22 protein-coding genes, 1 tRNA gene and 1 pseudogene are annotated in these 26,996 nt (G+C 66.4%); 14 read left to right on the forward strand and 10 right to left on the reverse strand.

Annotated elements, in window-relative coordinates; genetic code table 11:
• Window positions 1-12: 12 nt before the first annotated feature.
• Window positions 13-1,293, reverse strand: a complete 1,281-nt coding sequence (locus ACE3QW_RS02570; protein ID WP_374250397.1) for a D-amino acid dehydrogenase — start codon at window positions 1,291-1,293, stop codon at window positions 13-15.
• A gap of 447 nt (window positions 1,294-1,740) precedes the next feature.
• On the opposite strand from ACE3QW_RS02570, the gene ACE3QW_RS02575 reads away from it, so the two are divergent.
• From ACE3QW_RS02575 to ppk2, 3 genes are all read left to right on the forward strand, one after another.
• Window positions 1,741-1,980 carry a hypothetical protein gene (locus ACE3QW_RS02575; RefSeq protein WP_250167897.1) on the forward strand — a complete coding sequence of 80 codons (240 nt, stop codon included), beginning with the start codon at window positions 1,741-1,743 and terminating at the stop codon, window positions 1,978-1,980.
• Window positions 1,981-2,205: 225 nt separating this feature from the next.
• Window positions 2,206-2,688, forward strand: coding sequence for a hypothetical protein (locus tag ACE3QW_RS02580; protein WP_029555503.1), 483 nt, complete (start codon window positions 2,206-2,208; stop codon window positions 2,686-2,688).
• 43 nt (window positions 2,689-2,731) lie between these two features.
• Window positions 2,732-3,583: a polyphosphate kinase 2 gene (gene ppk2, locus ACE3QW_RS02585; RefSeq protein WP_374250309.1), complete on the forward strand. Its 852-nt coding sequence runs from the start codon at window positions 2,732-2,734 to the stop codon at window positions 3,581-3,583.
• Window positions 3,584-3,649: 66 nt separating this feature from the next.
• On the opposite strand, the gene ACE3QW_RS02590 is transcribed toward ppk2, so the two are convergent.
• The gene (locus tag ACE3QW_RS02590) at window positions 3,650-3,892 is read right to left on the reverse strand and encodes a hypothetical protein (protein WP_024280606.1); all 243 of its coding nucleotides are present in this window, start codon (window positions 3,890-3,892) and stop codon (window positions 3,650-3,652) included.
• A gap of 565 nt (window positions 3,893-4,457) precedes the next feature.
• Between ACE3QW_RS02590 and treS the strand changes: the two genes are divergently transcribed.
• Window positions 4,458-7,661, forward strand: coding sequence for a maltose alpha-D-glucosyltransferase (gene treS / locus ACE3QW_RS02595; protein ID WP_374250311.1), 3,204 nt, complete (start codon window positions 4,458-4,460; stop codon window positions 7,659-7,661).
• Between the two features lie 65 nt (window positions 7,662-7,726).
• Window positions 7,727-8,107: a hypothetical protein gene (locus ACE3QW_RS02600; protein ID WP_374250312.1), complete on the forward strand. Its 381-nt coding sequence runs from the start codon at window positions 7,727-7,729 to the stop codon at window positions 8,105-8,107.
• A 33-nt stretch (window positions 8,108-8,140) separates the two neighbouring features.
• Here ACE3QW_RS02600 and ACE3QW_RS02605 read toward each other — a convergent pair whose 3' ends face one another.
• A complete protein-coding gene (locus ACE3QW_RS02605) occupies window positions 8,141-9,097 on the reverse strand; it encodes a pirin family protein (RefSeq protein ID WP_374250313.1) in 957 nt (318 codons plus the stop codon).
• 251 nt (window positions 9,098-9,348) lie between these two features.
• Between ACE3QW_RS02605 and ACE3QW_RS02610 the strand changes: the two genes are divergently transcribed.
• The 4 genes from ACE3QW_RS02610 (at window position 9,349) to ACE3QW_RS02625 (ending at window position 12,390) form a co-directional block, all read left to right on the forward strand.
• A complete protein-coding gene (locus tag ACE3QW_RS02610) occupies window positions 9,349-9,513 on the forward strand; it encodes a Flp family type IVb pilin (protein ID WP_081762738.1) in 165 nt (54 codons plus the stop codon).
• A 13-nt stretch (window positions 9,514-9,526) separates the two neighbouring features.
• Window positions 9,527-10,012 (forward strand): prepilin peptidase, encoded by a 486-nt coding sequence (locus tag ACE3QW_RS02615; protein WP_029555508.1) that lies wholly within the window; start codon window positions 9,527-9,529, stop codon window positions 10,010-10,012.
• A gap of 136 nt (window positions 10,013-10,148) precedes the next feature.
• A complete protein-coding gene (locus ACE3QW_RS02620) occupies window positions 10,149-11,516 on the forward strand; it encodes a M17 family metallopeptidase (protein ID WP_374250314.1) in 1,368 nt (455 codons plus the stop codon).
• 16 nt (window positions 11,517-11,532) lie between these two features.
• Window positions 11,533-12,390: an NlpC/P60 family protein gene (locus ACE3QW_RS02625; protein ID WP_374250315.1), complete on the forward strand. Its 858-nt coding sequence runs from the start codon at window positions 11,533-11,535 to the stop codon at window positions 12,388-12,390.
• A gap of 27 nt (window positions 12,391-12,417) precedes the next feature.
• Here the strand turns inward: ACE3QW_RS02625 and ACE3QW_RS02630 are convergent, their stop codons facing one another.
• Window positions 12,418-13,992: a diguanylate cyclase gene (locus ACE3QW_RS02630; protein ID WP_374250316.1), complete on the reverse strand. Its 1,575-nt coding sequence runs from the start codon at window positions 13,990-13,992 to the stop codon at window positions 12,418-12,420.
• Between the two features lie 189 nt (window positions 13,993-14,181).
• Here ACE3QW_RS02630 and ACE3QW_RS02635 point away from each other — a divergent pair, with 189 nt between their 5' ends.
• From ACE3QW_RS02635 to ACE3QW_RS02650, 4 genes and pseudogenes are all read left to right on the forward strand, one after another.
• Window positions 14,182-14,880: a YggS family pyridoxal phosphate-dependent enzyme gene (locus tag ACE3QW_RS02635; protein ID WP_029555512.1), complete on the forward strand. Its 699-nt coding sequence runs from the start codon at window positions 14,182-14,184 to the stop codon at window positions 14,878-14,880.
• Window positions 14,881-14,924: 44 nt separating this feature from the next.
• Window positions 14,925-15,000, forward strand: a tRNA-Glu gene (locus ACE3QW_RS02640).
• Window positions 15,001-15,218: 218 nt separating this feature from the next.
• Window positions 15,219-15,491, forward strand: a pseudogene (locus ACE3QW_RS02645) (integrase); the annotation flags it as partial.
• A 222-nt stretch (window positions 15,492-15,713) separates the two neighbouring features.
• The gene (locus tag ACE3QW_RS02650; protein WP_374250317.1) at window positions 15,714-16,700 is read left to right on the forward strand and encodes a hypothetical protein; all 987 of its coding nucleotides are present in this window, start codon (window positions 15,714-15,716) and stop codon (window positions 16,698-16,700) included.
• Between the two features lie 90 nt (window positions 16,701-16,790).
• On the opposite strand, the gene ACE3QW_RS02655 is transcribed toward ACE3QW_RS02650, so the two are convergent.
• The 3 genes from ACE3QW_RS02655 to ACE3QW_RS02665 form a co-directional block, all read right to left on the reverse strand.
• Window positions 16,791-17,228, reverse strand: coding sequence for a type I restriction enzyme endonuclease domain-containing protein (locus ACE3QW_RS02655; RefSeq protein ID WP_374250318.1), 438 nt, complete (start codon window positions 17,226-17,228; stop codon window positions 16,791-16,793).
• A gap of 465 nt (window positions 17,229-17,693) precedes the next feature.
• Window positions 17,694-18,680 (reverse strand): NAD(P)H-quinone oxidoreductase, encoded by a 987-nt coding sequence (locus ACE3QW_RS02660; protein ID WP_374250319.1) that lies wholly within the window; start codon window positions 18,678-18,680, stop codon window positions 17,694-17,696.
• Window positions 18,677-19,225: a hypothetical protein gene (locus tag ACE3QW_RS02665; protein WP_374250320.1), complete on the reverse strand. Its 549-nt coding sequence runs from the start codon at window positions 19,223-19,225 to the stop codon at window positions 18,677-18,679. The genes ACE3QW_RS02660 and ACE3QW_RS02665 overlap by 4 nt, the downstream gene beginning before the upstream one ends.
• 288 nt (window positions 19,226-19,513) lie before the next feature.
• Here ACE3QW_RS02665 and ACE3QW_RS02670 point away from each other — a divergent pair, with 288 nt between their 5' ends.
• Complete coding sequence (locus ACE3QW_RS02670; protein WP_374250398.1) at window positions 19,514-20,431, forward strand: LysR family transcriptional regulator; 918 nt, start codon at window positions 19,514-19,516, stop codon at window positions 20,429-20,431.
• Window positions 20,432-20,834: 403 nt separating this feature from the next.
• On the opposite strand, the gene ACE3QW_RS02675 is transcribed toward ACE3QW_RS02670, so the two are convergent.
• The 3 genes from ACE3QW_RS02675 to ACE3QW_RS02685 form a co-directional block, all read right to left on the reverse strand.
• Window positions 20,835-22,019, reverse strand: coding sequence for a PIN domain-containing protein (locus ACE3QW_RS02675; protein WP_374250321.1), 1,185 nt, complete (start codon window positions 22,017-22,019; stop codon window positions 20,835-20,837).
• A gap of 246 nt (window positions 22,020-22,265) precedes the next feature.
• Window positions 22,266-25,706: an AAA family ATPase gene (locus tag ACE3QW_RS02680; protein WP_374250322.1), complete on the reverse strand. Its 3,441-nt coding sequence runs from the start codon at window positions 25,704-25,706 to the stop codon at window positions 22,266-22,268.
• A gap of 3 nt (window positions 25,707-25,709) precedes the next feature.
• Window positions 25,710-26,963, reverse strand: coding sequence for an exonuclease SbcCD subunit D (locus tag ACE3QW_RS02685; protein ID WP_374250323.1), 1,254 nt, complete (start codon window positions 26,961-26,963; stop codon window positions 25,710-25,712).
• Between the last annotated feature and the right edge of the window lie 33 nt (window positions 26,964-26,996).

Here is a 26,996-nt window from a genome sequence, read left to right on the forward strand (position 1 = left end):
TGAGCGGAAGCCTCAGGCGGCTTCCGCGTAGCGGGCGACGGAGAGGTCCGACGTGTCGATCTCCGGCGCGCGGCCGCCGATGATGTCGGCGAGCACGCGGCCCGAGCCGCAAGCCATGGTCCAGCCCAAAGTCCCGTGGCCGGTGTTGGTGTAGAGATTGGCGAAGCGCGTGGCGCCGACGATGGGCGTGCCGTCCGGCGTCATGGGGCGCAGGCCGGTCCAGAAGGTCGCCTTCTCGATGTCGCCCCCCGCCGGGAAGAGATCCCCCACCGAATAGGCCAGCGTCGCCCGGCGCGGCGCGCGAAGCGAGAGGTTGAAGCCGGCGAGTTCCGCCGTACCGCCCACGCGGATGCGGTCGCCGAGGCGGGTGATGGCCACCTTGTAGGTCTCGTCCATCACGGTCGAGCGCGGCGCCGCGTCCGGATCGACGATGGGCAGGGTCAGGGAATAGCCCTTCACTGGATAGACCGGCAGGCGGATGCCCAGCGGCGCGAGCAGGGCCGGCGTGAAGCTGCCCATGGCCGCAACATAGGCATCGGCCGTGAGCACCTCGCCGCCCGACAGGGCGACGCCGGTGATGCGCCCGCCGTCCTCCCGCAGCGCATCGACGGTGACGTCATAGCGGAAGGTGACGCCCTGGCGCGCGCAGATCTCGGCGAGGCGCTGGGTGAAGAGGTGCGCGTCGCCCGTCTCGTCCCCCGGCAGCCTCAGGCCGCCCACGAACTTGCCGCGGACGCGCGCCAGCGCCGGCTCGGCACGGATGCAGCCTGCGGGATCAAGCAAATCGTAGGGGACGCCGTGGACATCCAGCACCTCGGTGTCGGTGTGCACGTGGTCGAGCTGCTTCTGGGTGCGGAACAGCTGGAGCGTGCCGAGCGTGCGTTCGTCATAGGTGATGCCGGTGTCCTTGCGCAGCTCGTCCAGCGCGTCCCGGCTGAATTCGGCGAGGCGCACCATGCGCGCCTTGTTGCGGCGATAGGCGGCCTCGGTGCAGTTGGCGAGCATCCGCGCCAGCCAGAAATAGAGCTTGGGGTCGAGGCCGGGCCACACCACCAGCGGGCGATGGTGCATGAGCAGCCACTTGACGGCCTTCACCGGAATGCCCGGCCCGGCCCAGGGCGAGGAATAGCCCGGCGAGACCTGCCCAGCATTGGCGAAGGAGGTCTCCATGCCGGCCGCCGGCTGGCGGTCGAGCACCGTCACCTCGTGTCCGGCCCTGGAGAGATAATAGGCGGATGTCGTGCCGACGACGCCGCTGCCGAGAATCAGAATGCGCATGGCCTTGCACCCCACGCCGCCGGCCGAGGGGGTCACTGGCCCGGCCGGATGGTTAGCGACAATTCTACGCCGGAAGACGGCGCATTTGCCCTCAGGCTGGCAAGATCCGTGCCCTCGAACAGCGACGAATGCGGGCGCATCCGAGCCCCTTCACAACAACGTGCTGTGTCGCCCGCCCGCGACGGCGCGCGCCGTTCCGCCGGCCGGACCACCTCGTGGAATCGGCTGCGGCATTCGGTCTTTCGATACCGACGCACAAAATTTGATCGCGATCAAGGAATGGGCGCCGCCCCCTGCTTAGCGTTTCGGGATTGCGGGGGCTTTCCGGGGCCAGCCGGGTTGCGAGAGACAATCCGGCGGTTCCTCCGGCAGCGGCATCGGGGCGTGTCCGGCGTTTCAGGGCAGGCCTTCGGGAAGGTGCCTGCAGCGCTTTTCTTGATCCCTTCCAGAGGAGACCTTGTGATGAATGCCCTTGCCCAGCCCATCGCGGCGGCCGTCGAAGCTTCCGCCACCGATGACGTGCTGATCCACGTCCGCTTCGCGCCCAACGCCGATATCTTCACCATTGACCGCCTGCCCGTGGGCCAGAGCGGCAAGGCGTGGTTCGATCACCTCTATGCCAACGCCTCGTCCTACTACCGGACCTTTGCCAACGGCCGCGGCTTCTTCCGCATTCCGGCTTCCGTCTTCGCGACGCTCTGAGCGCGCCCCTCAAGACCAGAATCCTCCGGGTTCGACCTTCGGGTCGAAACGAGAGGCCGGCGCCAGCTCTCCGGCGCCGGCCTTTTTGTTTGCCTTGTGCGCCGTTCTGCGCGTCTCGTGGGGGTGTGAACGCGAGCGGGGCCGGAAAGAGTTGATATCGGACAACGACGCCGCTTAGCTCATGGAGAAACTGCGGCCGGACCGCATTTCCAAACGGAGAGACCCATGCCCCAGGCAGCGCAGCAGAATACCACGCTGGGCGACGAGAGCTTCATGAGCGCGGACGACCTGCGCGCGTACATGCAAGAGATCGAAAAGGCCAAGCTGTCCAAGGAATTCTCCGCCATGGACCGGGCCGACAAGGCCCGCGAGGAGCTCATCAAGACGCTGTCCCAGCCGCTCGATCTCACGCCCGAGACGCTGCACGAGATCTCCCAGAATCTCCTCACGAAGATCCGCCTTGCCGCCCAGCGCGGCGAGACCGAGATCATGGTGATGCGCTTTCCCAACGTGCTGTGCAGCGACAAGGGCCGCGCCATCAACAATGCGGAGGAGGGCTGGCCCGACACCCTCACCGGCCGCCCGCGCCAGGCCTACGAGCTGTGGCGCGATTACCTCCGGCAGGGCCACTACAAGCTCAAGGCCATGATCGTGGACTGGCCGAACGGCATGCCCGGCGACGTGGGCTTCTTCCTCAGCTGGGCCTGACCCGCCCCGTCTCAACGGAGCGGTTTCAAGGGAGGACGCCGCCATGGCGCACAAGCACAAGAAGAAGCACAAAGCCCAGACGATCCTGCCCCCGTCCGGCACGGACGGCGGCAGCCCTGCGGCCCCGCTCTCGCGCAAGGAATATGAGGCGGAGCTGAAGCACCTGCATGCCGAGCTGGTGAAGCTTCAGCTCTGGGTGAAGCACACGGGCGCGAAGATCTGCATCGTCTTCGAGGGCCGCGACGGGGCCGGCAAGGGCGGCGTCATCAAGGCCATCATGGAGCGGGTGAGCCCGCGCATCTTCCGCGTGGTGGCGCTGCCGCCGCCCACGGAGCGCGAGAAATCGCAGATGTTCATCCAACGCTACGTGACGCACCTGCCGGCTGGCGGCGAAATCATCATCTTCGACCGTTCCTGGTACAATCGCGCAGGCGTCGACCGCGTGATGGGCTTCTGCACGGAGGAGCAGTCGAAGAAGTTCCTGGAAAGCGTGCCCTACGTGGAGCAGTCCATCGTCGAATCGGGCGTGATCCTGCTCAAATACTGGCTTGAAGTATCAGAGGAAGAGCAGACCCGGCGGATGGAAAGCCGCATCGACGACCCGCGCAAGATCTGGAAGCTCTCGCCGATGGATCTGGAATCCTACGCGCGCTGGTTCGATTATTCCCGCGCCCGGGATGCCATGTTCGAGGCGTCAGACACCATGTGGGCGCCATGGTTCGTGGCCTTCTCCGACGACAAGAAGCGCGCGCGCCTCAACATCATCTCCCATCTCCTGTCCCGCATCCCCTACGAGGATGTGCCGCGGGAGAAGATCAAGCTGCCCAAGCGCCAGAAGGACCCCGATTACGTGGAGGCGGACTATGCCCGCCATCGCGTGCCGGAAAGGTTCTGAGGGGGCAGCCGCTCAATCGGGAGGACAATCAGGGCGGCGCTTTTCGCGACCGCCCTGCCGTCCGTGTCACATCATCCGGCGCTGGGCATCGGGAGACAGGCGCATGGCATCGGCAAAAGTCTCGAACGCCACCCAGGCCCGGCGCTGAAGCTCGGGCAGGCGGGCGGCCTCCATCTGGTCCACCAGCATCTCGGCGTGCTCCCCCACGGGATGGGAGCGCATCAAACCGATGGCGTCGTCCAGCGAGCGCAGGACGATGCAGGAGCCATCGATGCAGATCTTCAGCGGGTGGCGGGCGGCATCGAACATGGGCGGTCCTCCGTATCGGCTGTGGGGCAGCTGGGGCTTCGCGTCAGGTTCTGCCGGCCAACGGCGCTTGGCGCCTCCCGCATATTGGGGAGAGCGGCAAACGCGCGACGCATGACCGGAACGGGGGCGGACTCGTATGAGCCCACCACGACCGTCGAAACGCGGTTCGGGCCCAAAGGTTCCATCCCTCGCGAGAAAAAAATTCTCTGTCGGCATCCTTCATTTTCGGGATGCCGGCAGCGCCCCTTCGCGCGAAACAGGACGGGCGCCGATATTGCCACGGCAAACTGACGCGCCAGCCGGACGGCATTCCCCCGCATGCCGTCCGGCTGCCCCAATTCTCCCCTGAACTCTCCCTGACAGACCGGAACCGCCACGCTCCAGCCGCGTTAGGCAAGCGTGGCCACTCACCCGGCGCGTCCGCTGCAAATGCGATGCGCCGGCCGGGTCGCCTGTCCCTCCACGACGGTTCAAGGGAGCACCGTGCCTTTCTGCCCCGCCCCGATCTCGTCCGCCCCGGCCGCCCTGCGTGGCCCAAAGCCCTCCGGAACCGGGAGCCTCGGCCATGTCTGAGCCCGTCACCGCCGGCGACAACCCTCTGTGGTACAAGGACGCCATCGTCTACCAGCTGCATGTGAAGTCGTTCTTCGACGCCAATGGCGACGGCATCGGCGACTTCCGCGGGCTGATCTCCAAGCTCGACTACATCGCCGACCTCGGCGCCACCGCCGTCTGGCTCCTGCCCTTCTATCCCTCGCCCCGGCGCGACGACGGCTACGACATTGCGCTCTATGAGGGCGTGTCGCCGGATTACGGCACCATGGACGAAGCGCGGCGCTTCATTGCCGAGGCGCATGCGCGCGGGCTGCGCGTCATCACCGAGCTGGTCATCAATCACACAAGCGACCAGCACCCCTGGTTCCAGGCCGCGCGGCGCGCGCCCAAGGGCAGCCCGGAGCGCAACCTCTATGTCTGGGCGGACGACGACAAGGGCTATCCCGGCGTGCCCATCGTGTTCTGCGACGTGGAGAAATCCAACTGGAGCTGGGACGAGGTGGCCGGCCAGTTCTACTGGCACCGCTTCTATGCCCACCAGCCGGACCTCAACTTCGACAATCCCGAGGTGCTGGAACGCGTCCTCTCCGTCATGAGCTTCTGGCTGGACATGGGGGTGGACGGCCTGCGGCTCGACGCCGTGCCCTATCTCGTGGAGCGCGAGGGCACCGACTGCGCCAACCTGCCCGAGACCCACGCCATCCTGAAGAAGATCCGCGCCCATCTCGATGCCCACTACAAGGGCCGGATGCTGCTCGCCGAGGCCAATCTCTGGCCGGAGGACACCCAGCAATATTTCGGCCCGAACGCGGACGAATGCCACATGGCATTCCACTTCCCGCTGATGCCGCGCATGTACATGGCCATCGCCAAGGAAGACCGCTTCCCGGTCACCGACATCCTGCGCCAGACGCCGGCCATCCCGGCGACCTGCCAGTGGGCCATCTTCCTGCGCAACCACGACGAGCTGACGCTGGAGACCGTCACCGACGCGGAACGGGACTATCTCTGGAGCATCTACGCCTCGGACCGGCGTGCCCGCATCAACCTCGGCATCCGCCGCCGCCTCGCGCCTTTGCTGGAGCGGGACCGGCGGCGCATCGAGCTGATGAATTCCCTGCTGCTCACTCTGCCCGGAACGCCCGTCATCTATTATGGCGACGAGATCGGCATGGGCGACAACATCCATCTCGGCGACCGCGACGGCGTACGCACGCCCATGCAGTGGTCGCCGGACCGCAACGGCGGCTTCTCCAGGGCCGATCCTGAGAAACTGGTGCTGCCGGTGATCCAGGATCCGCTCTACGGCTTCCCGGCGGTGAATGTGGAAGCGCAGTCGCGCGATGCCCATTCCATGCTGAACTGGACACGGCGCTTCCTCGCCGTGCGCAAGGAGCAGCCGGCATTCGGGCGCGGCACCTTCCGCCTCGTGTTCCCGCGCAACCGGCGCATCCTTGCCTATCTGCGCGAATTTGAGGGCGAGGCGGTGCTGTGCGTCGCCAACCTCGCCCACACCTTGCAGGGGGTGGAGCTGGACCTCGCCGAGTTCGAGCGGCGCGTGCCGGTGGATCTCGTGAGCGGCACCAGCCTGCCGGCGCTGGACCGTGCCCCCCTCGTGCTCACCCTGCCGCCCTACGGCTTCTACGCCTTCCGCCTCTCCACCACGGCGGCGGAACCCGCCTGGCGCGATCCGGCACCGGAGATGCTGCCGGAATTTGCCACCCTCGTGGTCCGCGACGGGCTGATGGGTGCCCTCTCCGACGCCCATCGCGCGGTCATCGAGACCGAGGCGCTGCCGCAATATCTGGCGCGGCGGCGCTGGTTTCCCGGCACGGCCAAGGACATCGGCGCGGTGCGCATCGGCTGGGTCATGCGCCTGCCGGGCACCGAGCGGGACGTGGCCATGGCGGAGATCGAGGCCGATCTGGCCGGGCGCACCGAGCGCTTCCTCATGTCCTTCTGCGTGGCGTGGGAGGACCAGCATCCCCCCGCCATCGCCGAGCAACTGGCCCTGACCCGCGTGCGGCAGGGCCGGCGCGTGGGCTTCCTCACCGACGCCATGGTGCTGGACGGGCTGCCCGCCGGCGTGCTGCGCGCGCTGCGGCAGGCTCAGCCGGTGCCCCTGCCCGATGGCGGCGCGCTGGTGTTCTCGCCCACCGACCGGCTCGACGGCCTCGACGTGGAGCGGGGGGCGCTGTGCGAGCTCGCCGATGCCGACGAACCGGCAGCGAGCCTCGTCGTCACCGACAAGGTGGCGGTGAAGCTGTTCCGCCACATGGAGTTCGGCCGCACCGGCGAGATGGAGATGGCGCGCCACCTCACCGCCCTAGACTTCCCCCACGTGCCACCGCTGATCGGCGCCATCACCCGCACCCGGCCGGAAGGCGGATCGGCCCAGGTGGCGCTCGCTTACGGCTTCGTGCGCAACCAGGGCAATGCCGCCGGCTGGACCCTGGCGCAGGTGCAGCGTGCGCTCGATGCCGCAGCCCTGCCCGATGGCGGTCACCAGCATTTCGAGGAGGAGGTGGCGGGCGTGCTCCGGCTGCTGCGCGCTAGCGCCCGGCGGCTGGCCGAGCTGCATGCCGTCCTTTCGGCCCCCGCCGCCGATCCGGCCTTCGCGCCGGGCGTCGCCTCTGCCGATGAGATCGACGGCTGGCTTCGCCAGACCATGGACGCCGTGCGTGCCGCGCCGGACGCCCTTTTCGGTGTCGATCGGGATTGGCTCGGGGCACAAATGCGGGAGCGCATCGCCGGCCCGCTCGCAGGCACGGACGTGCCGGTGATCCGCACCCACGGACGCTTCGACCTCGACCATCTGCTGGTGTCCGGGAGCGATGCGGTCATCACCGGCGCTCAGGGCGAGCGGGCGAACGGCTGGCGCGATGTCGCCGAACTGCTCGCCTCCCTTGTGTACACCCTGGCGCGCGTCACCGCCGGCGAGGCTGGCGTCGCCCGCGACGCGTCGGAACTGCGCGCGGAGCTGCTCTCCGCCTTCCGCTCCCGCGCCGAGCGCGCGGTGCTCGCCGCCTATGCGGAGGGGGCGCCGGACGGTGGCCGTGGCCGGCCCCTGCTCGATCTCTTCCTCATGGAAGCGCTCGCGCGCCGCCTGCGGACAGGATCGGACCTGCGTCCGGGCGAGCGCCGGGAGATCGCCGCCGGCCTCGAGCGTGTCGCCGCCCGTCTCGCACGGCAGGAGGCTGCACTCGATGCGTGAGGCGGCATGCCTGCGGGGAACGGGCGGCTCTGCCGTTCGTTGATGGTGCAGAGGAGATTGATGCCATGACCCCCGCTGCCTCCACCGCATCCCCCCGCACCGCCACGCTCGACCAGCGACTGGACGAGGCGCTGGAAGAGTCCTTCCCGGCCAGCGATCCCCCGTCCGTCACCCGCGCACCAAAAGCGGACGGCGAGCCGCGGGACGCCGCCGCGCGCGAAAAGGAGCGTGTCTCCAACGAACTGGACGAGGCGCTGGAGGATTCCTTCCCCGCCAGCGACCCGCCCTCCCTCACCCGCGCGTCGAAGCCCGAAGGTGACCCGGCGGCGGATACGGAAGACGGTGCGCACGAGAAAAGGAAGGCCTCCGACCGCCTGGACGAAGCGTTGAAGGAGAGCTTTCCCGCCAGCGACACCCCGGCGCAGCTCCAGCCTGGCAAGGCTTGAGCACGCGCGCAAGGGCGCGCCGTCCCCGGCCCCTCAGCCCCGCGGGCTCTGAGGGCGGGGGCGGCCGGCACCATCGTCCGGCGCGGGGATGAATTCGTCGTGGTCCATGGGGATGAGGTCGAACCGCCCCTCCCGCCATGCGGCCTTGGCCGCGTCCAGCCGGTCGAGGCTCGACGACACGAAATTCCACCAGATGTAGCGCGGCCCCTCCAGCGGCTCACCGCCCACCAGCATCAGCCGCGCCGGGGTCCGTGCCCGGACGGAGGTGGCAACGCCGCGCCGGATCACCAGCATCTGGCCGGCGGGAAAGGCAGTGCCGTCTACCTCCACCTCACCCTCCAGCGTGAACAGCGCGCGGTCCTCGTGGGTGGGATCGACGGGCACATGGGCGCCCGCAGCCAACTGGATTTCCACATAGGTCGCCGGCGAGGCGAGCGCGACGGGCGACGTCGCCCCGAAGGCGCTGCCGAGAATCACCCGCGCCTTGATCCCGCCGTCCGCCACCACCGGCAGCGCCTCGCTGTCCGCATGGAGAAAGTCCGGGCTGGTCTCTTCCAGCGCCTTGGGCAGCGCGATCCAGCTCTGGATGCCGAACAGCGGCCCCCCGCGCGCCTTCACGGAGGCATCGTGCCGCTCGGAATGGACGATGCCCCGCCCGGCGGTCATGAGGTTCACGGCGCCCGGCTCGATCACCCGCTCGGAGCCGAGGCTGTCGCGGTGGATCATGCTGCCTTCGAACAGGTAGGTCACGGTGGCGAGGCCGATGTGCGGGTGCGGGCGCACATCCTGCGCCTGCGCCGCAGAGAATCGCACCGGCCCCATCCGGTCGAAGAAGATGAAGGGGCCGATCATCTGGCCCTGCACGGAGGGCAACACGCGGGCCACCTCCATGCCGCCGATGTCGTGGGCGCGGGGGACAATCACGGTCTCGACGGCCGCGCAACTCGTGGCATCACCGGGGACGGGATCGGGGGTCGGGGAGAAGCTCATGGCGGGAGCTTGCCGGCCTCCGGCGCCGCCGTCAAAGGGCGATCCGCGCCCCCGGCGTCAAAGACGCGCGAGCGGAACCGTTAACCTTTCAAACAACCGGCACGCGCAGTGGACGTTCCCGGCCGCGGTTTTTTACTTCCCCGCAAGGGGGCCGCCCTAGCGTCGGCTCTGCCACGGCAACCCCGTCGCGGCATCCAAGTTGCGGCCCGCCGTTGCGGCGGTCACGCGCCGCCATTGACCGGATTTGAGCCATGAAGCTTCTTTTCTCGCGCTTCATCAAGGAAGAGGACGGCTCCACCGCCCTCGAATACGGCCTCATCGCCGCCGGCCTCTCCATCGCCATCGTCACGGTGCTGGTGCAGATCGCCTCCACCTTCGCCCGGCTTCAGGCCTCCTCGGCCGCCGCCGGGAACTGACCGCACGATGGGGATGGGCCACATCAGGATCGCCGAGCTTCTGCTGCTCGGCCTCTATCCGGCATTGCTGTGCGCGTCGATCGGCGCGGACCTCGCCCGCCGGATCATCCCCAATGCCGTGGTCGTGTGCCTGATCGCCGCCTTCGCCGCCGTCACCCAGTTCACGCCCGTGCCGGACCTCATCTTCCGCCTCGCCGCCGCCGGCGCGGTCACGGCGCTGGGCTTCTCCCTGTTTGCGGAGGACATCATCGGCGCGGGCGATGCCAAACTGGCCGGCGCCATCGTGCTGTGGGTGGACCCGCTGCACCTGCCCCTGTTCGTGCTCGCCACCGGAACCATCGGCGCCCTGCTGGGCATCGCCGCCGCCGCGCGCCATCGCCTCGCGGGCCCGGCCGGCGCCGAACTTCCCGACCGGCACCGCACCAGCCTGCCCTATGGCGTGGCGCTGGCGGGCGCCGGCCTCCTCATCCATCCCCTGTCGAGCCTGCTCCATCCCTGACCGGCTCCGCCTTGGGCGGCGGCATTGCGGGGCATCTTGCAGGCGATCGCGGCGCGGACCACCATGCGCCGTCTGCGCGGTGCCGGATGGCGGAACCATTGCCTGTCCCCCCGGCGCGGCGCGAGGAGTTCCGTTGATGATCGATTGCTTTGCCCCGTCGTCCGCCGTCAGCCTGCCCGTCTGGTGCGTCACCAAGGACACCTTCGCCTCCGCTCCCATTCCCGAGGCCGCGCGCCGCTTTGCCGAGGCGGCCGGCTTCTCCGGCGCCGCCGGCAAGCTGCTGCTGCTCCCGAACGCCGACGGCGGGCTGGCCGGTGCCCTGTTCGGCATCGCCCCCGCGCCCAAGGCCGACGCCTTCGCCACCGGCGCCCTGCCCGGCCTGCTGCCCGAGGGCACCTGGCGGCTGGAAGGCGAGGTGCCAAGCCCCCGCCTCGCCGCCCTCGCCTTCGCGCTGGGCTGCTACCGCTTCTCCACCTACCGCTCTGCCAAGGCCCACAAGGTGCAGCTGGTGGTGCCGGAGGGTGTGGACGCCGCCCAGCTCCGCCGCACGGTGGAGGCGGTGACGCTCACCCGCGATCTCGTCAACACCCCGGCCAATGACCTCGGCCCGGCCGAGCTGGAGGATGCGGCCCGCACCCTTGCCGCCCGCCATGGCGCGCGCTTCCGCTCCATCGTCGGCGACGCGCTGCTGGCGCAGAACTTCCCCCTGATCCATGCAGTAGGCCTTGCCGCCGCCCGCGCCCCGCGCCTGATCGAGATCCGCGCCGGCGACCCGACCCATCCCAAGGTGACGCTGGTGGGCAAGGGCGTGTGCTTCGACACCGGCGGCCTGGATCTCAAGCCCTCCTCGGCCATGCTGCTGATGAAGAAGGATATGGGCGGCGCCGCCAATGCGCTGGGCCTCACCCACATGCTGCTGTCGCGCGGCGCGAAGGTGAATTTGCGCGTGCTGATCCCGGCGGTGGAGAATTCCGTCTCCGGCGCCGCCTTCCGTCCCGGCGATGTGTTGCGCAGCCGCAAGGGCATTTCGGTGGAGATCGGCAACACCGACGCCGAGGGACGTCTGGTGCTGGCCGATGCCCTCGCCCTCGCGGACGAGGAGGCGCCCGACCTCGTGATCGACTTCGCCACCCTCACCGGCGCCGCCCGCGTCGCTCTCGGTCCGCAGCTTCCGGCCGCCTTCACCGACGACGAGGACTTCGCCGCCGACCTCTCCCGCCACGCCATGGTGGAGGCCGACCCGCTGTGGCGCCTGCCCCTGTGGGCGCCCTACGCGGGCATGCTCGATTCGAAGGTGGCCGACATCAACAACGTCTCCTCCGGCGGCTTTGCCGGCGCCATCACCGCAGCCCTGTTCCTCGCCAAATTTGTGGAGAAGGCGCGCTCCCATCTCCACCTCGACCTGTTCGCCTGGAACCCCAGCAGCCGGCCGGGCCGGCCCGAGGGCGGCGAGGCCCAGACCATCCGGGCGCTGGACGCCCTCATCGCCGAGCGGTTCGGCTGAGGAGTAGGGCTGAGCCATGGCCTTCTCACTCCCGCCGGGCCTCGACGCCCGGCTGACCCCTGCCCGCGCCGACCTCGCTGCTTTGAGCCTCAAGGGGCTGGTGGAGGTGCCACGCTTCGTGGAAGGCGAGATGCGGCGCGTGGCCGTGCCCGTCGCACCCCTGCGCCGCCGCCCCGCCAGCGACGCCCCGCTCGAGACCGAAGCGCTGTTCGGCGAGCGGGTGCGCCTGTTCGAGGAGGATGCGGAAGGCTGGGCCTGGGTGCAGCTGGAGGCGGACAACTACGTGGGCTACATGCCCGCCGAAGCCCTCGCCCCGGAGGGTCCCGCGCCCGCGCACAAGGTATCGGCTCAGCGGACCTTCCTGTTTCCGGGCCCCGACATCAAGCTGCCGCCCCGGGATGCGCTGGTGTTCGGCAGCCGCGTGGTGGTGCGCTCCATCTCGGGCGGCTTCGCCCTGACGACGGACGGCTGCCTGCCGGCCGTCCATGTGGTGCCTGCGGACGAGCGCGAGGGTGATTTCGTCGCCGTCGCCGCCCGCTTCCTCGGCGTGCCCTATCTGTGGGGCGGGCGCTCCAGCCTCGGCATCGACTGCTCGGGACTGGTGCAGACCGCGCTTGCCGCCACCGGCGTCCGCGCGCCGCGCGACAGCGACATGCAGGAGAAGGCCATCGGCACGGCGATCCCGCTCGATGCCCCCATCAAGCGGGGCGATCTGCTGTTCTGGCCGGGGCATGTGGGCATCGCCGAGGACGCGGAGACGCTCCTCCATGCCAACGCCTTCCACATGGCCGTGGCGCGCGAGCCGCTCGCCGGCGCGCTGGAGCGCATCAAGGCCGCGGGGCTCGACCTCAGGACCATCCGCCGGCCGGGCTGAGGGCTTCCCGCATCAGCCATCCACGCATCAGCTATGCGCGATCACCCGGTCACGGCCGGCGCGCTTGGCTTCGTAGAGCGCGGCATCGGCGGCGGCGATGAGGGCGTCCGGGCTGCCCTCCGCCGTCGGCACAACGGACGCGACGCCGAAGCTCGCCGTCACCCGACGGCGCGGCGCGGCGGGATGCTCGATGGCGATTTCGGTGAGGAGGCGCCGCACGTCCTCCGCGAAGGCGACGCCGGCGTCGACGTCGGCGCCCGACATGAGTACCACGAATTCTTCGCCGCCGTAGCGTGCCACAAGGTGCGACGTGCCGGCCGCCGCTGCCGACAGCATCCGCGACACCGCCCTCAGGGCTTCGTCACCCTGGAGGTGGCCGCGCGTGTCGTTGAAGGCCTTGAAGTGGTCCACATCCAGCATCACCAGCGTGAGCGGCATGCCCTCGCCGCGCGCCCGCACCCAATCCTGCGAGAATTGCACGTCGAACGTGCGGCGGTTGGCGAGGCCGGTGAGCCCATCGGTCCGCGCCAGTGAGGCGAGGCGGCCGTTCATGGTCCTCAGTTCGTTGTTGCGCTGGGAGAGGCGCCGCGCCATCTCGTTGAAGGCGTTGACCAAGGGAGAGAATTCCGCGACGCCCATGTCGTTCACGTGGTCCGCCTCGCCGCGCCCCACCGCCGCCACGGCCCGTGTGAGGCGGGCGATGGGCGCGATCACGATCCGCTCCTCGGCAATCCAGGCGAGCAGCAGGAAGCAGGCGAGCGCGATGAAATAGGCCAGCGCCGTCGAGCGCACCTTGCTGTCGATGGGCCCCACCGCTTTGGACGTCTCGATGCCCACGGCGATGCTAATGGGCAGGTGGCCGAAGCCCTCGAACGCGAAGATGCGCTCCGTACCGTCGAAACCCGGAACCCTGACGATGCCGGACTCCTTCGCCCGCACGGCACGCGTGAGGGGATGATCGGGGAAGTTGTGTTCCACAATGTCCGGCATCGTGGGGTAGCGCACCAGCACGGTACCGTTCCGCCCGATGAGATCCACCACCACGCCCAGTTCCACCGCGCTGCCGGCCGCGATCCGCGACAGCCATTGCAGGTCGAGCACGACGCCGGTCACGGCCCGCACCGCGTTGCCCGGGCCACGCTCCGCCCGCATCAGGAACACCGAATTTCGCCCGCTGACCCGCGAGACGAACATCTCGGTCATCACAACCCCGTCGGCGGCGAGGGCATCGCGGAAGTAGTCCCGCTCGGAGATGTTCACGCCAAGAGCGAGGGGCGCATGAGCGCAGCGGACGAGGCCCGCCGCATCCGCGACGAACGCGCCCTGGATGCCGGCCACCTCGTCGGCGAGGCGGGACAATTGCCGGCTGCAGGCGACGGGGTCCGCCAGCATGCGGTCGGCCATGCGGGACAGCACGTCGAGCACCGTCAACGCCCGAGACATGCCTTCCATCTGGGCGAGCTTGGCGCTGCGGGCGAAATTCCGCACATCCTCCTCGAGCGCGGAGACCTGCTCCTGCCGCTCGGCCACGAGCGCAAGCATCCGCTCCACCGACAGGGGCACGGCCACCAGGCAGACCAGGAACAGGACGCGCAGGCGCAAGCTCGAGCGCCGCCCGGGAGCTGCCGCCCCGCCTCCCCCGTTACGCTCGACCATACCGGCCAGCCCCCCTGCCGCTCGGTAGCTTCACCCGAGCCGCTCGCTTCTTCTACCTGCTTCTTGATTGGAAAGGGAGATCGGTTCATGTCCTCGGCGCGGGCAAGGACCCGGAGCAACGGCGGGAGCAGGATCATGAACGACGGCGGAACGGCGCCCGAAAGCACGGCACGGCTCGCGGCGGTACGCCGCGACATCGCCGAGAGCTGTGCGGAATGCGGCCGTTCGGCCGATCAGGTGACGCTGATTGCAGTTTCCAAGACCTTCCCGGCCGAGGACATCCTGCCCGTGCTTGAAGCCGGCCAGCGCGTGTTCGGCGAGAACCGGGTGCAGGAGGCGCGCGACAAATGGCCCGGCCTCAGGGAGCGCTACGGCGATGTGGAGCTCCACCTCATCGGCCCGCTCCAGTCCAACAAGGCGCGGGAGGCCGTGGCCCTGTTCGACGTGATCCACACCGTCGACCGGCCGAAGATCGCCGCCGCCCTCGCCGAAGAGATGGCCCGGCAGGAGCGCCGGCCGCGGTTGTTCGTGCAGATCAACACCGGCGCCGAACCGCAGAAGGCGGGCGTGCTGCCCGAGGACGCCGACGCTTTCATTGCCCAATGCCGCGATATCCACAGGCTGGAGATCGCCGGCCTCATGTGCATTCCACCGGCCGAGGACGTGCCGGATCCGCACTTCGCCCTGCTCGCTGAAATCGCCGCCCGCAATGGCCTTTCGGGCCTTTCCATGGGCATGAGCGCCGACTTTTCCGCCGCCATCCGCCAGGGCGCCACCCACGTCCGGATCGGCAGCGCCATCTTCGGCCATCGCCCGAGCCCGAAGGAGGCTTGAAGTCCCCCGCATTCGCCGCTATAGAGCCCTCCTCCTCGCGAGATGCTCCCATCGTCTAGCGGTCTAGGACGTCGCCCTCTCACGGCGAAAACAGGGGTTCGAGTCCCCTTGGGAGCGCCATTCTTTTCAATGGCTTAGCGCGAAATTTCCTCTTGATAGTCGTTCCGTACGGAAAAAATACGGAAAAGCCGTCACCGTCCCGGTGCGTCCGCAGGCGTTTGCGAGATGGCGGACGCTACCGAACCGAAGCCGGTCTCTTCCCGCGCCGCGCCCTGATCGTGGCTTCAGTTCACCGGTGGTGGATTGACCTTGGCCCTTGTGTCGGTGCTCGGCCGTGCTTTCCGGGAGATTCCCGGCCGCTGGCCGCAGAGATGCTGCTGCGCCGCCAGAAGCTCGAGATCACCGTCCATGTCTTCCGATCTTCATTCCGCGACTGGGCTGCCGAGGAGACGGACTTTCCACGGGAGATCGCCGAGGCGGCCCTCACCCACGTGGTAGGCGACACGACGGAGCGCGCCTACCGGCGAGGGGATGCGTTGGAGAAGCGCCGGGAGATGATGGCCGCCTGGGCGTCCCACTGCACCCACCCGGTGGGGGAGAAAGATGGATAATAGCTACTATAATACTACTACTCATAAAACAGTGTGTCTCTATGCCAAAAATGCCAAAATCGACGAATTAAAAATCAGTGTGATTTCAGCGGCTTGATAGGGGCTATTTCGGCATGGGCAAAATGCCAGAAATGCCAAAATTGATCGAGCTGGTGAGATGGGGCGCCAGAGGTTGGGTGCTCCCGCCACACGCAAAGCTGTTTCTTTCCGGAACCCATCGCCATGACCAGTTCGCAATCCTATCCGCCCCTTGAACCCTATGTGGTTGTCGCGCTCCGCAATGAGGACGGAGTGGGCTGGCGGCTGCTTTCGCTCGATTGCGCTCCAGAAGGCGTTGACGGTGCGCTGCTTGGCCTGGGCCTGGAAGGCGCGGAGTATCGCCAGATCGGTTCAGGCGATTGCATGCGAGTGGTCAAGGATGCGGTTGCTGAGGAGGCCGCACTGCATCGCGGCTGGAACCGGAGCCGAGTTCTCAAAGGTTGGGTGCCGATCGATGAGCGGTTGCCGTTGCTCGCCGCAGAACCCCAACTCGGCCGTCTCTCCCTGCGCCTCGTATCGATCACCAACGGGTGGATACATGTCGCGGTCGATGCCGGCGAGGCGGCGTTCGATCTTTCCTTCGACGACGTGGGCGACTCCATGGTCCTACTTGCTCGTTTCGTGCAGATCATGGTGGCTGGCGGAGAGCCGCATGCGCCGTTGGCCGAGAACGGACGTGCCACCTTCGTCGTCAATCATCACGGCACGGGTGTATGCCGTTTCCACCTCATCAGTCGGCCCCATGCCTTCATGCCAGAGGGCCACGGGGGCATGATCGATATGCTGGTCGATCGGGACGAACTTACCGAGCAGTTCCGCGCCCTTACGAACGCGATCGCCGACCATCCAAATTTCGCGCATCACTATGTCTGCCACGGAGAGTTGCCCGAAGAGGAATACAACCGGGTCGACCTGCTGGCGGAGACAGAATGGAAAGCCGGGCAGGCGGAGGGGCGGTTTCCGGATGATTGGTGGATGGAAAACGAGTTCGTAGCCGCCGCGATCAGCGCCGCCGTTCCGCTGCCTGCGGCCTGCGCGGAGGCCGCCGAGAAGGAGCGAAGCATGTTGCGCTCCCTCGAAATTCCGGAGGAGTGGATGCTGGGCGATGGAATGGCGAGCCAGTGGGTCGGCCGACGGAAAAGACAGCCACAATTACGAGTAGTAGGATAGGTCGCCACCAAATGATCGGTGGACGGAGCCGAATAGCTCGACATCCAGCAAATGGCCTCAGACTTGGCGTGACCGTTTGCTCTCTTGTTCCTACGCCCAACTCGCTGAGAGGGCCTCGGCTTGTCGCAGAACCGTCTGGACCGCCGCATCCTGAAGATCGGGCGGATATCCGTGCTTCCGCAATACCCGCTTCACCAGCACCCGCATCTTGGCTCGCGCGCTCTCCCGGTGCGACCAATCCACCGAGGCGCTACCCTTGAGGCCCACGAGCAGTTCATGGGCGGTCACCTTCAGCGAATTGTTGCCCATCACCTGGACCGCACTCTCATTCTCGGCGAGCGCGTCATAAAAGGCGATTTCCTCAGGCGAAGCTGGCCAAGGGCATGCCGGCCTATCATCGCAGGGCCGGGGAGCAGATGGGGCGCGGCGGTCGCGGTGTCCGCTAGGGGTGGCATAGGCCGGGGTGCCGGACCTACCTGGTATACGGGCGATAGCCAAAGCGGATCGAAGATCAGCACGGGCGCTCATTCCCCCTTGATGGGGGAGGTCCGACGAGTCCTTTATCGGGGAGCAGAAGGTTGGCGCACCGTTCTCGTCGTAGCAACTATCTCGCCGAGCCTGTCTTACGGCAGAAGAGCGCCTTGCTCCAATCTCGGCGAGGCCTTACCGTTTCTTCAGCCCCTCCGTAGGCTGGATCGATGCGTCGGCACTCGATGTCGGTGTAGTCCCCAGCTATCCCGAAGGGGTTCGGCGCCGGCTCTGGCCCATAACGGTGGTGTGACCGGTTCGGCTCGCCCGAACCTTCCCCAGGTGACCAGCCAGGGTCGGCGTCTTCGAGACTTGGTGGAGTTCTCTACATTTAGGCTCTCTCGGCCTTCTCGCAGATAACCATCGGCCAACGTGCGCCAACAGCTGACACTGCAATGGACGACCACGCCGACACTCAGCCATCCGTCTTCCTAAGCCGACGTGCGCGAACTCTCCACCGCGGCTCTACTCCGCGACCTTCAGCACGACCTTGCCGAACCCGCCGCCCTCTTCCATGGCGCGATGGGCCTCGGCGGCCTGTGCGAGGGGGAAGACCCTGCCGACCAGCGGCGTCAGCCGGCCATCGCCGAACAGGGGCAGTGCGCCCTCCGCGAACCGCCGGACCATCGCGCGCTTCTCGTCCGCCGTCCGCGATTTCATCACCGTCCCGATGAGGAGAAGATGATTGTGCAACAGGAGAGCCAGCGGAATCGTCGTGCTGTCTTGCCCGCCCAACAGGCCGACCTGAACGAGACGGCCGCCCGGAGCGAGGCTCCGCAGATTGCGCGGGAGATAGTCGCCGCCAACGAAGTCGACGATCACGTCGACCCCCGTCCCGCCGGTGGCCTCGCGCACGCTTTGCTCGAAGTCCTCGGATCGATAGTCGAACACCGCCTCCGCGCCGAGGGCGAGAACGTCGTCGCGTCGCTCGGCGTTGGAGGTTGCGAAGACGCGAGCGCCGAGGGCGTGGGCGATCTTCACCACGGCGGAGCCGACCCCGCCCGCCGCCGCATGGACGAGGATGGACGTGTCCTTCGCTGTCCCGCCCAGATGCACGGCGGCCTCCCACGCGGTGACGAAGGATTCCATCACCGCCGCCGCACCCAGATCATCGAGCGCAGGCGGAATGCGCACCGCCATGCCCCGATCGACGCGGGCATATTCGGCATAGGCTCCGCCGCCGACGATGGCCATCACGCGCTCACCGATGCGGACATCGGCAACATCGCTGCCGACAGCCACAACCTCGCCGGCCACTTCCAGCCCGAGCAGATCGCTTTCGCCATAGCTCTGCCGGCCGTAATAGCCCTGACGCTGCAACAGGTCGGCGCGGTTGACGCCGGCGGCGTGCACCTTGACCAGAAGATCGCCCGGGCGAATCTCCGGCATCGCCACGTCGCCGAGATGGAGCACGTCGGCCGGGCCGAACGCATCGAACACGATGGCTTTCATTTCGCCGCGGCCTTGGCGAGCGCGCGGCGTCCGATGCTGGCGGCGAAGAGCGGCGTCTCCCGGCGGTTGTGATCGCCACCGGCTTCCTGCCGGGCGATGGCCGCCTGCTCGAAAGTCTGGCCGTGCGCGGCGAGGAAATCCATGAACACGTCAGTCGGGCGCGAAGTGACGCGATTGGTATAGCGGGTCCTGCCGCCCTCGATCTCCTCGGCCATCAGCTCCCAGAGCACGTTGACCTGCGTGCGGCCGACGGGCGTGAACACGTCGGAGATCGAGTTCATCCGGCAATAGTTCGCCGTCGCCTCCTCGGCGATGTAGTGCTGGATGACGAGGCCGGTGCCGATCATCTCCACATTGATGACCATGCGGCGGCCATCGTCGGTGGTCGTGACGCCGGAGCCGATGTGGTCCGGCGGGCAGCAGCGCAGATATTCCGCCTCCGGTAGGCTGAACAGCCATTCGGCGATATCGATCTTTTCAAAAGGAACGTCGATCTCAGAAGTATAGGCCGATTGGGAGAGGATCTTGTCGGTCAGAATTTTCATGGTCTTGCCTTCTCGATGAGCGTTTTAATAGGATATCTCGCCGTGCGACGGGCGCCGATACGTGGGGGAAGGAAGCAGAAATGGTCACGCGCGGCCCAAGGCCGGCGTATTTCAATAGCTCTGTGACCCCGTGATATCTTGCGAGATGGAACGTTGGCGCGCTGCGGCTGCGATGAATCGGGCCGAATGGCGCGGTGCCGCCGCTGTGTTGACGCGGCGAATATGCGAGTGTCCGGCATCGGCGATAAGCCGGAGCCTCCTGCAAATGGCTTTGCCCGGATCGCAAAGATGAGACCCCATTTCGCCGAATTCCTTGCCACCTTCGTGGATGTCGTCCGGGCCGGGAGCTTCTCGGGAGCTGCGCGGCGACGCGCCGTGACGCCTTCGGCGATCGTCCGTCAGATCGATGCGCTGGAGGAGGATCTGGGTGTCGCCCTCTTCATCCGCTCGACGCGGGCGCTCACGCTCACCGATGCCGGCCAGCGCCTTCATGAGCGTGCGCAGCGGCACCTGGACGAACTCGCCGACACCCATGCGGAAGTCGCCGCCTTCGACGGCTCCGTCTCCGGCACATTGCGGATCGCCTGCTTCCCCTCCTTCGGCAAGCGCTATGTGCTGCCGGTGGTGGCGGCCCTGCAGGGCGAGCATCCCGCTTTGCACGTCGAACTCGATCTGACGGAGCGGCTGGCCGATCCGGTCATCGAACGCCTCGACGTCGTCATCCGCATGGGCGCGCTGACCGACAGCACGCTGATCGCGACAAAGGTGGCGCCCCTCGCGCGTCTGCTGGTGGCGAGCCCGGACTATCTGAAGCGGGCCGGCATGCCCGACAGCGCAGAAGACCTGTCATCGCACCGGCTGATCGACAAGCTGCACGGCGCCGACCTCCTCGGCTGGCGCGATGTGCTCGGCTGCCCGGCCGGCCATGCCGGGAATGGAACGGTGGGCTTTCGTTCGGATGATTTCGAAGCCCAGCGCGCGGCGGCCGAGGCGGGTCTGGGCATCGCATTTCTGCCGAGCTGGGTCGTCGGCCCGGATGTGAAGGCCCGCAAGCTCGTGCGCCTGCCGCTCGGCGGCGAGCCCTGGAACGCAGGCTCCGCGGGCATCTACCTCCTGCGCGCCCTGCCGCAGCCAAGCGCGAAGGTGCGGGCCTTTTCCGAGGCCTTACGCAAATTCATCGGCAATCCCCCCGTATGGGATTCATGATCCATGCCCGATCGACGGGAGGGCGCCAGGAGCGGACTCGCCAAGAGCGGCTCTGAGCGTCCGGTATGGGGCCGACAGCAGTCTGGCAGCTTTCGGCTGCAGCCGTGTTCATAGCTGCCATTCCGCAGCCGACCCCGTTGCGGTCGTTCAGCTTGCCTTGCCCGCAGCCCGAAAACGGTCATTCGAAAGGCATCCGAATATCGCCTTGAACGGGGCCGGTGAAGGACGGTCTGTTATCGGACGACATAAAGGTCTAGCGGCCGTTCCAGTGTTAGCCGAACTGCATCGCATGGTTAGCCGTCGCCGCAGCCCATCTGCCTTCAGCGCCCCTGTTAAACAGCCGTAACGAGGGATGCCGAACACACTGAGATTGGTCGTGTAGGCGACGGAAGTCGAGCCGAGATCACCGTTGCCCGTCGCTATCATCGTAGTATTCGTCAGGCTCGAACACATCGACATCGCCAAGTTCAACGTCGATTCCATTCAGGTCGATTTCACATGACGCAAATTCGATCTCCTGATCCTCACTTCCTAGATCGTGCATCCTGACCGTGACCGTAGCGCGGACATCATGAATTTCATCGACCTCGACCGATCGTCCGCCCATGCTGACTGATTCCCGATCGACGCCATCCCAAACAGAGAAATTCAGCTCGACATGCACGCGCAGTTCAAGCTGGATAGGCATGCTCAAAACCGCGGTTACAATACCTCCCTCATCGGGATCGCTTGTCTCGATAATGTCTACATCGGCATCGTCTGCCCATTCGACCTTTCGCAACTCTGTGCCATAGGGAATCGCCTCCATTTCACCAGACGTTGCATATCCGTTCACATCGACATCGAGATTGGTGATCACTCCTTCAAGTTCGTTTCGGATTTCAGCACGACCATCGCTATATGCCGCAAGCCAACCTAAGACCGACTGCCTGACTACGAGCGGCGGATCATTGAGAAGCGCCAGCGCTGTTTCGAGTTCGGGCACGAGATAGAGACGCTGCGATTGTTCGCAGAATTTTCGCCAATCACCGTCTTTGGAGACGACCAAGAAAGATTTTTCGCGTAGGCGGGCTGTTGCTTCCAAAGCACGGAGCGCCAAAGCGTCGGGGAATTCATCTTTCTTTTTACCCGTACCGAACGGCGCCTGTCCACCGAAGTAGCCGTCGAACAGTTCCTTGGTCGTGACCAAGTCCTCGTCCGGCAGAATTTCACATCCCGTGTTCTGGACGTATTGCGCGAAACGCGCTTGAGCTGCTCCTGTAGCTGTTTGCCCTCCAGTGATTAGATCCAGCATATGATCTCTGGTGGGCTGGATCGTTTCAAACGCGTAGAGGGCCTCCCCAATTGCCTTGCGAACAGTACGGAGGGCATCTTCGGCGCTTTTCTCAAGATGGCCGACAATCTCTTTGGCGACGGTGCCGGACAGCAGGAAATCGAATGGTCTATTGTTAAGGATAGCGACAGTTGCAAGTGGGGCGGCGCTAAGTTGTAGGCCTTTCTCGTCGAAAATATTGGTGTCGATCGAGAGCGCTGAGATCGTTTGATTCCGCAACAAATCGAGCAACTCAATTTCTAGCGCAATAGGCATTCAGTGATATTCCAAACATGTGATGACCGTTGATACGTCGTGGGCGTAGCAAAGCAGAACGAACGACTGACATTGGGGGCGCGTCGCGGTCAAGTCAGCAGCCGATCTGCATGGCCACTTTCCCAAATTCGTCGCCCGAAACCAGCCTGTCCGCAAACCACCCCAAACCGGCCCTTCTTCGCCGCAGCAGCGAACTTCTGCGCACAGCATGTTGCGGATAAATCCGCTCTCGGAATCCTGCTCGGATCAATCGAGCGCGCACTCGGAATGAAGCTCCGCTCCGACCACATGCTTCGAAATCGCCATGAGGTGTGGGTGATGCGTAAAGAACAAAACCTGCGTTGACTTCGCCATCTCCGCCAAGACCCTGAAGCCGGCCTCGGCGCGCTGATCGTCGAAATTCACGAACAGGTCGTCGGCCAGGAACGGGAGGTTCACCCCGGCCGCCACCGACTGCTCGAGCGCGGCCAATCTGAGAGCCAGAAACAGCTGGTCGGTCGTACCCTCGCTCATGGCGCCGACTTCCACCATTGTCCGGCCGTCATGGCGAAGCCCGAGCAGGCGCGGGGAGGGGCCATCGGTATCGACGCGGAGCGTGGCATAGCGGCCGGTGGTGAGGATCGAGAATAGTTCTCCCGCGCGCAATAGCAGCGGATCCTGGTGACGCTCGCGGTATTTCTCGATCGCCCATTTAAGGGTGACGGCCTGAGCGCGCTTGAGGATGTAGTGCTCGGCGAGGACCTCCAGCTCGGATTTTGCCTGCTCGGCGTCCGCGGCAGCATCGGCGGCCGACGTGGCGCTGTTGTCCAGCGCAGCGAATGCCGAGCGTGCATCACCATGGGCCGTCGCGGCCAGATCGACCTCGTCGTTCAATTCTTTCAGCCGAGCTTCGAGCTTGGCGATATATCCAGCCAGCTCATCGAGACGAGACGAGCCCACGGCAGCCACGAGCTCATCGAGGGCGAGCCCATCGCCATCGTCTACGATCTGGCGTTCTGTCGTCGCGAGTTCGTGCGCCAGCTGTCGTCTCGCGCGAGATCGCTCGATGGCGGCAGACAGCTCGGGTCGGTCGGTCGCCCCGATTTCCGCGAGAAGCGGTGCCAGAGCATCATCAGCCGCCTTGATCCTTGCCGCGGCTTCGTCGACCTGCTCCGAGCGGCGGCGCGCCTCCTCATCCAGCGAACCGATCAGCGTGGCTGAGGCACGGGCGCCGACCAGACGATCGCGCAGGGCGCGTAGGCGGGCGGCTGGTTCTCCAGCGGCAATGCGGCATTCATCGCAAAGCGCTTCCACGCGCGAGACGTGAGCACGAGCATCACGTCGGATGCCCTCGACGCGCCTGCGTAGCTCAGCTTCGGTGACGCTGGCCTGTCGGAGCTCGTCCAAGAGATCGAGAACCGCGCCGCATGTGGCGATGTCCATCTGCAAACCAGCATCTGCCAGGGCCGCATTCCACGCCCGATCATTGGACGCGGCGTCTTCATCGAGACGCCCTTGGCGGCGATCGAGCGCGTCGAGCTCTGCAGTCGCTTGTTCGAGTTGCTCCTGCGCCTGGGACCGGCGCCGAGCCGCCTCCTCCACTTCACCGCGCTTACGCTCCGCGGCCGCCAGCAAGGGGGATAGCGGACCATCAGCATCGGCTGTTCCAAGCGCGGCTGCGAGTGCCTTCCGGCAGCCATCGCGGCGCTCGATTAGAGCATCGAGATCCGAGCGCACATCAAGATATTCCTGCTGAGCTGTCTCGGCGACCTCACGGTCGGCCTGCCAGGTAAGGAATTGCGATGGCTCCAGCGCGGGCAGGCCCACCGCCGAGATTCGGCTGTGCCAGGCGTCCAAAGCGCCCTCGTACCGGCGCCGCGCTTCTGCTGCGCGGTTCCGTGCCTGTTCGGCCTCAAGCTCGTGCCTTGCCTTCGTCTGTTCAAGCAGCGAGAGGCGGCTGGAGGCGTCAGCAAGGGTGAAGCGGAGCTCCAGCTTCTCATCGACCAAAGTGACGCTCGCCTCAAAGCCGGCCACGGCGTTTGCGGGTGACTCAAGCGCGCCTCCCGAAAGGACATGCTCACGGATTGGCAGCCAATGCGCCTGGCGCTCTTGCCGAGCGGATGCGATCTCCTCCGGGGTGACGACCGCGCCGGTTGCGAACTGCTCGATCTCGAGAGCTACTGCACCGCTTTGATCAACTGAACGTTGGGCCTGCTCCTCCTCACGCCGGGCCGTGGCGAGGATGTCTGCGATTTCTGATCGAGCCGCGTCGATTTCCCGCTCGCCGATCCTCGGAAGTGACGCGAGCTCCTCAACGCTACCGCGCCACAGAGTAAGCCTCGCGAGGAGGCGAGGGATTGCGGATGACGATGCCTCGGCCTTTCGGCGGGCGGCCTCGCAGCGGGCATCCACATCTGCCCCGAGCGCCCGTGCCGCGTTCACGGCATCAACCAACGTGTCGACAGGCGCTTCGGCAGGCCCCTGCTCGAGTCTGGCCTGCGCACGCCTGCGGCGTTCTTCGATATCAGCGCGGCTCTCAGCGATCTGGCGGCTGGCCGCCATTGTCTCGCCGCGCAGCCGAGCGAGATCGCGCAGCTTCGCCGCTACCGCACGTGGGAGTGCAACATCGGCATTGGGGGCCGCCTCCGCGCGCAACCGGCGTGTCTGCGCCTCGGCGACCGCAAGCTCAGGCTCCAATCTCGCCAGATCTCGAGCGGCCTTTTCGCCGGCCCCAGCGTCGGCAACGAGCTGATCAATCTCATCGGCGCGAGCGAGGATCTGCGGATCGTCCTCTATCGTGTTGCGACGTGCGGCAGCATCCGCGCGCAGCTGCTCGGCAGCCGCCCTCTGACGCTGCGCCTCCTCGGCGTCCTGGATGACCTTTTCGGCACTATCCTCGCGCTGCTTTCCGAGATCGATTGTCATTTCAAAGGCTTGGAGGGCTTCGAGCTGTTCATCGCGCCGGCGCACCAAAGGCGCGAGCCGGCGAATGCGATCCGCCGCCCTGAGCTCGGCTTGGACGTCGTCGCGGATACTGCGTGCTGTCTCCAGGGCCTTGTGGGCTCTTTCTGCCGCCTGTCGCGCATCGGACCATGCCTTCGGCTTCAAGGCATCATCCCGGATCTTTTTCGTCGCCTCCGCAAGCTGCTTTTGCGCCTGGGTGAAGGAGCGGCGTTGGGCGGTCGAGGGCGCCCAGATGGCGTCCGCCTCTCCCTCAAGCTTCTTCAGCTCGTCGGCAATGCCCGTGAGGCCCGAGCCTGCCGCGAACAGGGTTCGCCCGAGGTCGTTCTTCGCCTCGACCATCGCTCGGCCGCCGGCGCGCAGTCCGGTTTGGTCGAGGCTGAATGAGAGATTGAACGTCTCACGCGTCTGGCCCTTCAGCATCGCCATAAGCGGTGCCTCATCCAGTACAGCGTCGGTGGCGTCGAGCAGCGTGCCGACAGTGCCTTTTCTGCGACGACAGGAGAACGTTCGCCCACCATCCTCCAAAACAGCCCCGACCCGCAGCAGCGCGTTGTCGAATATAAAATTGTAGGCCGACCGTGCTGGAAATCCGAACAAGAGGTCCGAGACGGCGGCAAGCGAGGTCGTCTTCCCGGCCTCGTTGGCACCGTAGATTATGTGAAGATCGGGGGCGCCTGCACGAAAGTTGAGTTCGCAATCCTCAAAGCGCCCATAGCGCTCCAGCGAGAGGCGGGAGAAGCGCATCGTTCACGCCTCCCGCGTCAGGCGTGAGCGCAGGGCGAGGGACGCCGTGCGCAGGACCGTCGACCAGTCTCCGTGCGACGCCGAGAGCCTCAACTCGCTGTCTTCAGCGTCACCGAGCGCCGTGTTGGCGGCGAGCATGAAGCGCTCGAGGTCGGCCTCGATCGCCTTCGCGAGGTCAGGATCGGAGGCACCCTCTTCGATCAGGGCACCCAAATCCTCGCCCAAGACGAGTCCTCCAGCAGCGGCTGGCGTGGTCACCAGCACCTTCACCTTCTCGACATAGAGATCCGCGGAGATTGAGCCGGCTATGGCCCGAACCTCGTCGCGCAGTTCGGCCGTTCGGTCGTGAAGGGCACCAGCATTGGTCAGCTCTCCCGTCAGGCTGACGCGGACGACAATCGGGCGGCCGGAGCCATTGGCACCGTGGAGGCGGCCGAGCGCGGCTCGGATCCGGTCCTGGATCTCCTCAAGCTGCGCACCCGAGCAATCCACCTCAAGACGGGCCCAGCGGATGACGTCGACGTCAACGCGATCCACCGCCGAGACCTCACCGTCCAAAACGGTTACGATCACCGCGCCCTTTGCGCCGGTCTCACGAATAGTCCGTCCCTGCACGTTGCCGGGAAAGACGACATAGGGATCGGTGCTGACGATCTCGAACTCATGGACGTGGCCGAGCGCCCAGTAATCGTACCCTTTTGCACGGAGATCCTCCACACTGCAGGGGGCATAATCGGCATGTCCTTGCCGGCCGGCGAGGGCGGTGTGGAGGACGCCAATATTGAAGCTGTGGCTCTCCGACGGCGGATAAGCGAGGACGAGGTTCTCGGTGACGGCTGGGGTTGAGAAGCTCTGGCCATGCACAGCTACGTCCAGGTGCGCCAAGCGGTGTGTCTCAGGGCGCCGGGGGCCGAACTGCCGGACGTTCGGCGGCCATGGCACCGTGCGGGAGATGATGGAAGCGGCATCATGATTGCCCGCGAGGATGAAGACCGGAATGCCAGCTTGATCGAGTCGGCCCATGGCCCGGGCGAAATAGAGGCCCGTCCCCATGTCACGCCAGTCGCCGTCGAACAGGTCACCTGCGATGATGACGAAGTCGACGGCCTCGTCGATGGCGCACTGGACGAGATTGTCGAATGAGGCCCGGGTGGCCAAGCGGATATCCTCGACCGGAAGCCCGTCGTAGCGCGAAAGACCATGCAGTGGGCTATCCAGATGGATGTCTGCCGCGTGCAGGAAGCGGAAGCTCGACACGTTGGTTCCCTTTGTCAGCGTGGCAGCATTCTT

It is taken from the genome of Xanthobacter sp. (assembly GCF_041911315.1).
In the GTDB taxonomy this organism is placed as follows: Bacteria; Pseudomonadota; Alphaproteobacteria; order Rhizobiales; family Xanthobacteraceae; genus Xanthobacter; species Xanthobacter aminoxidans.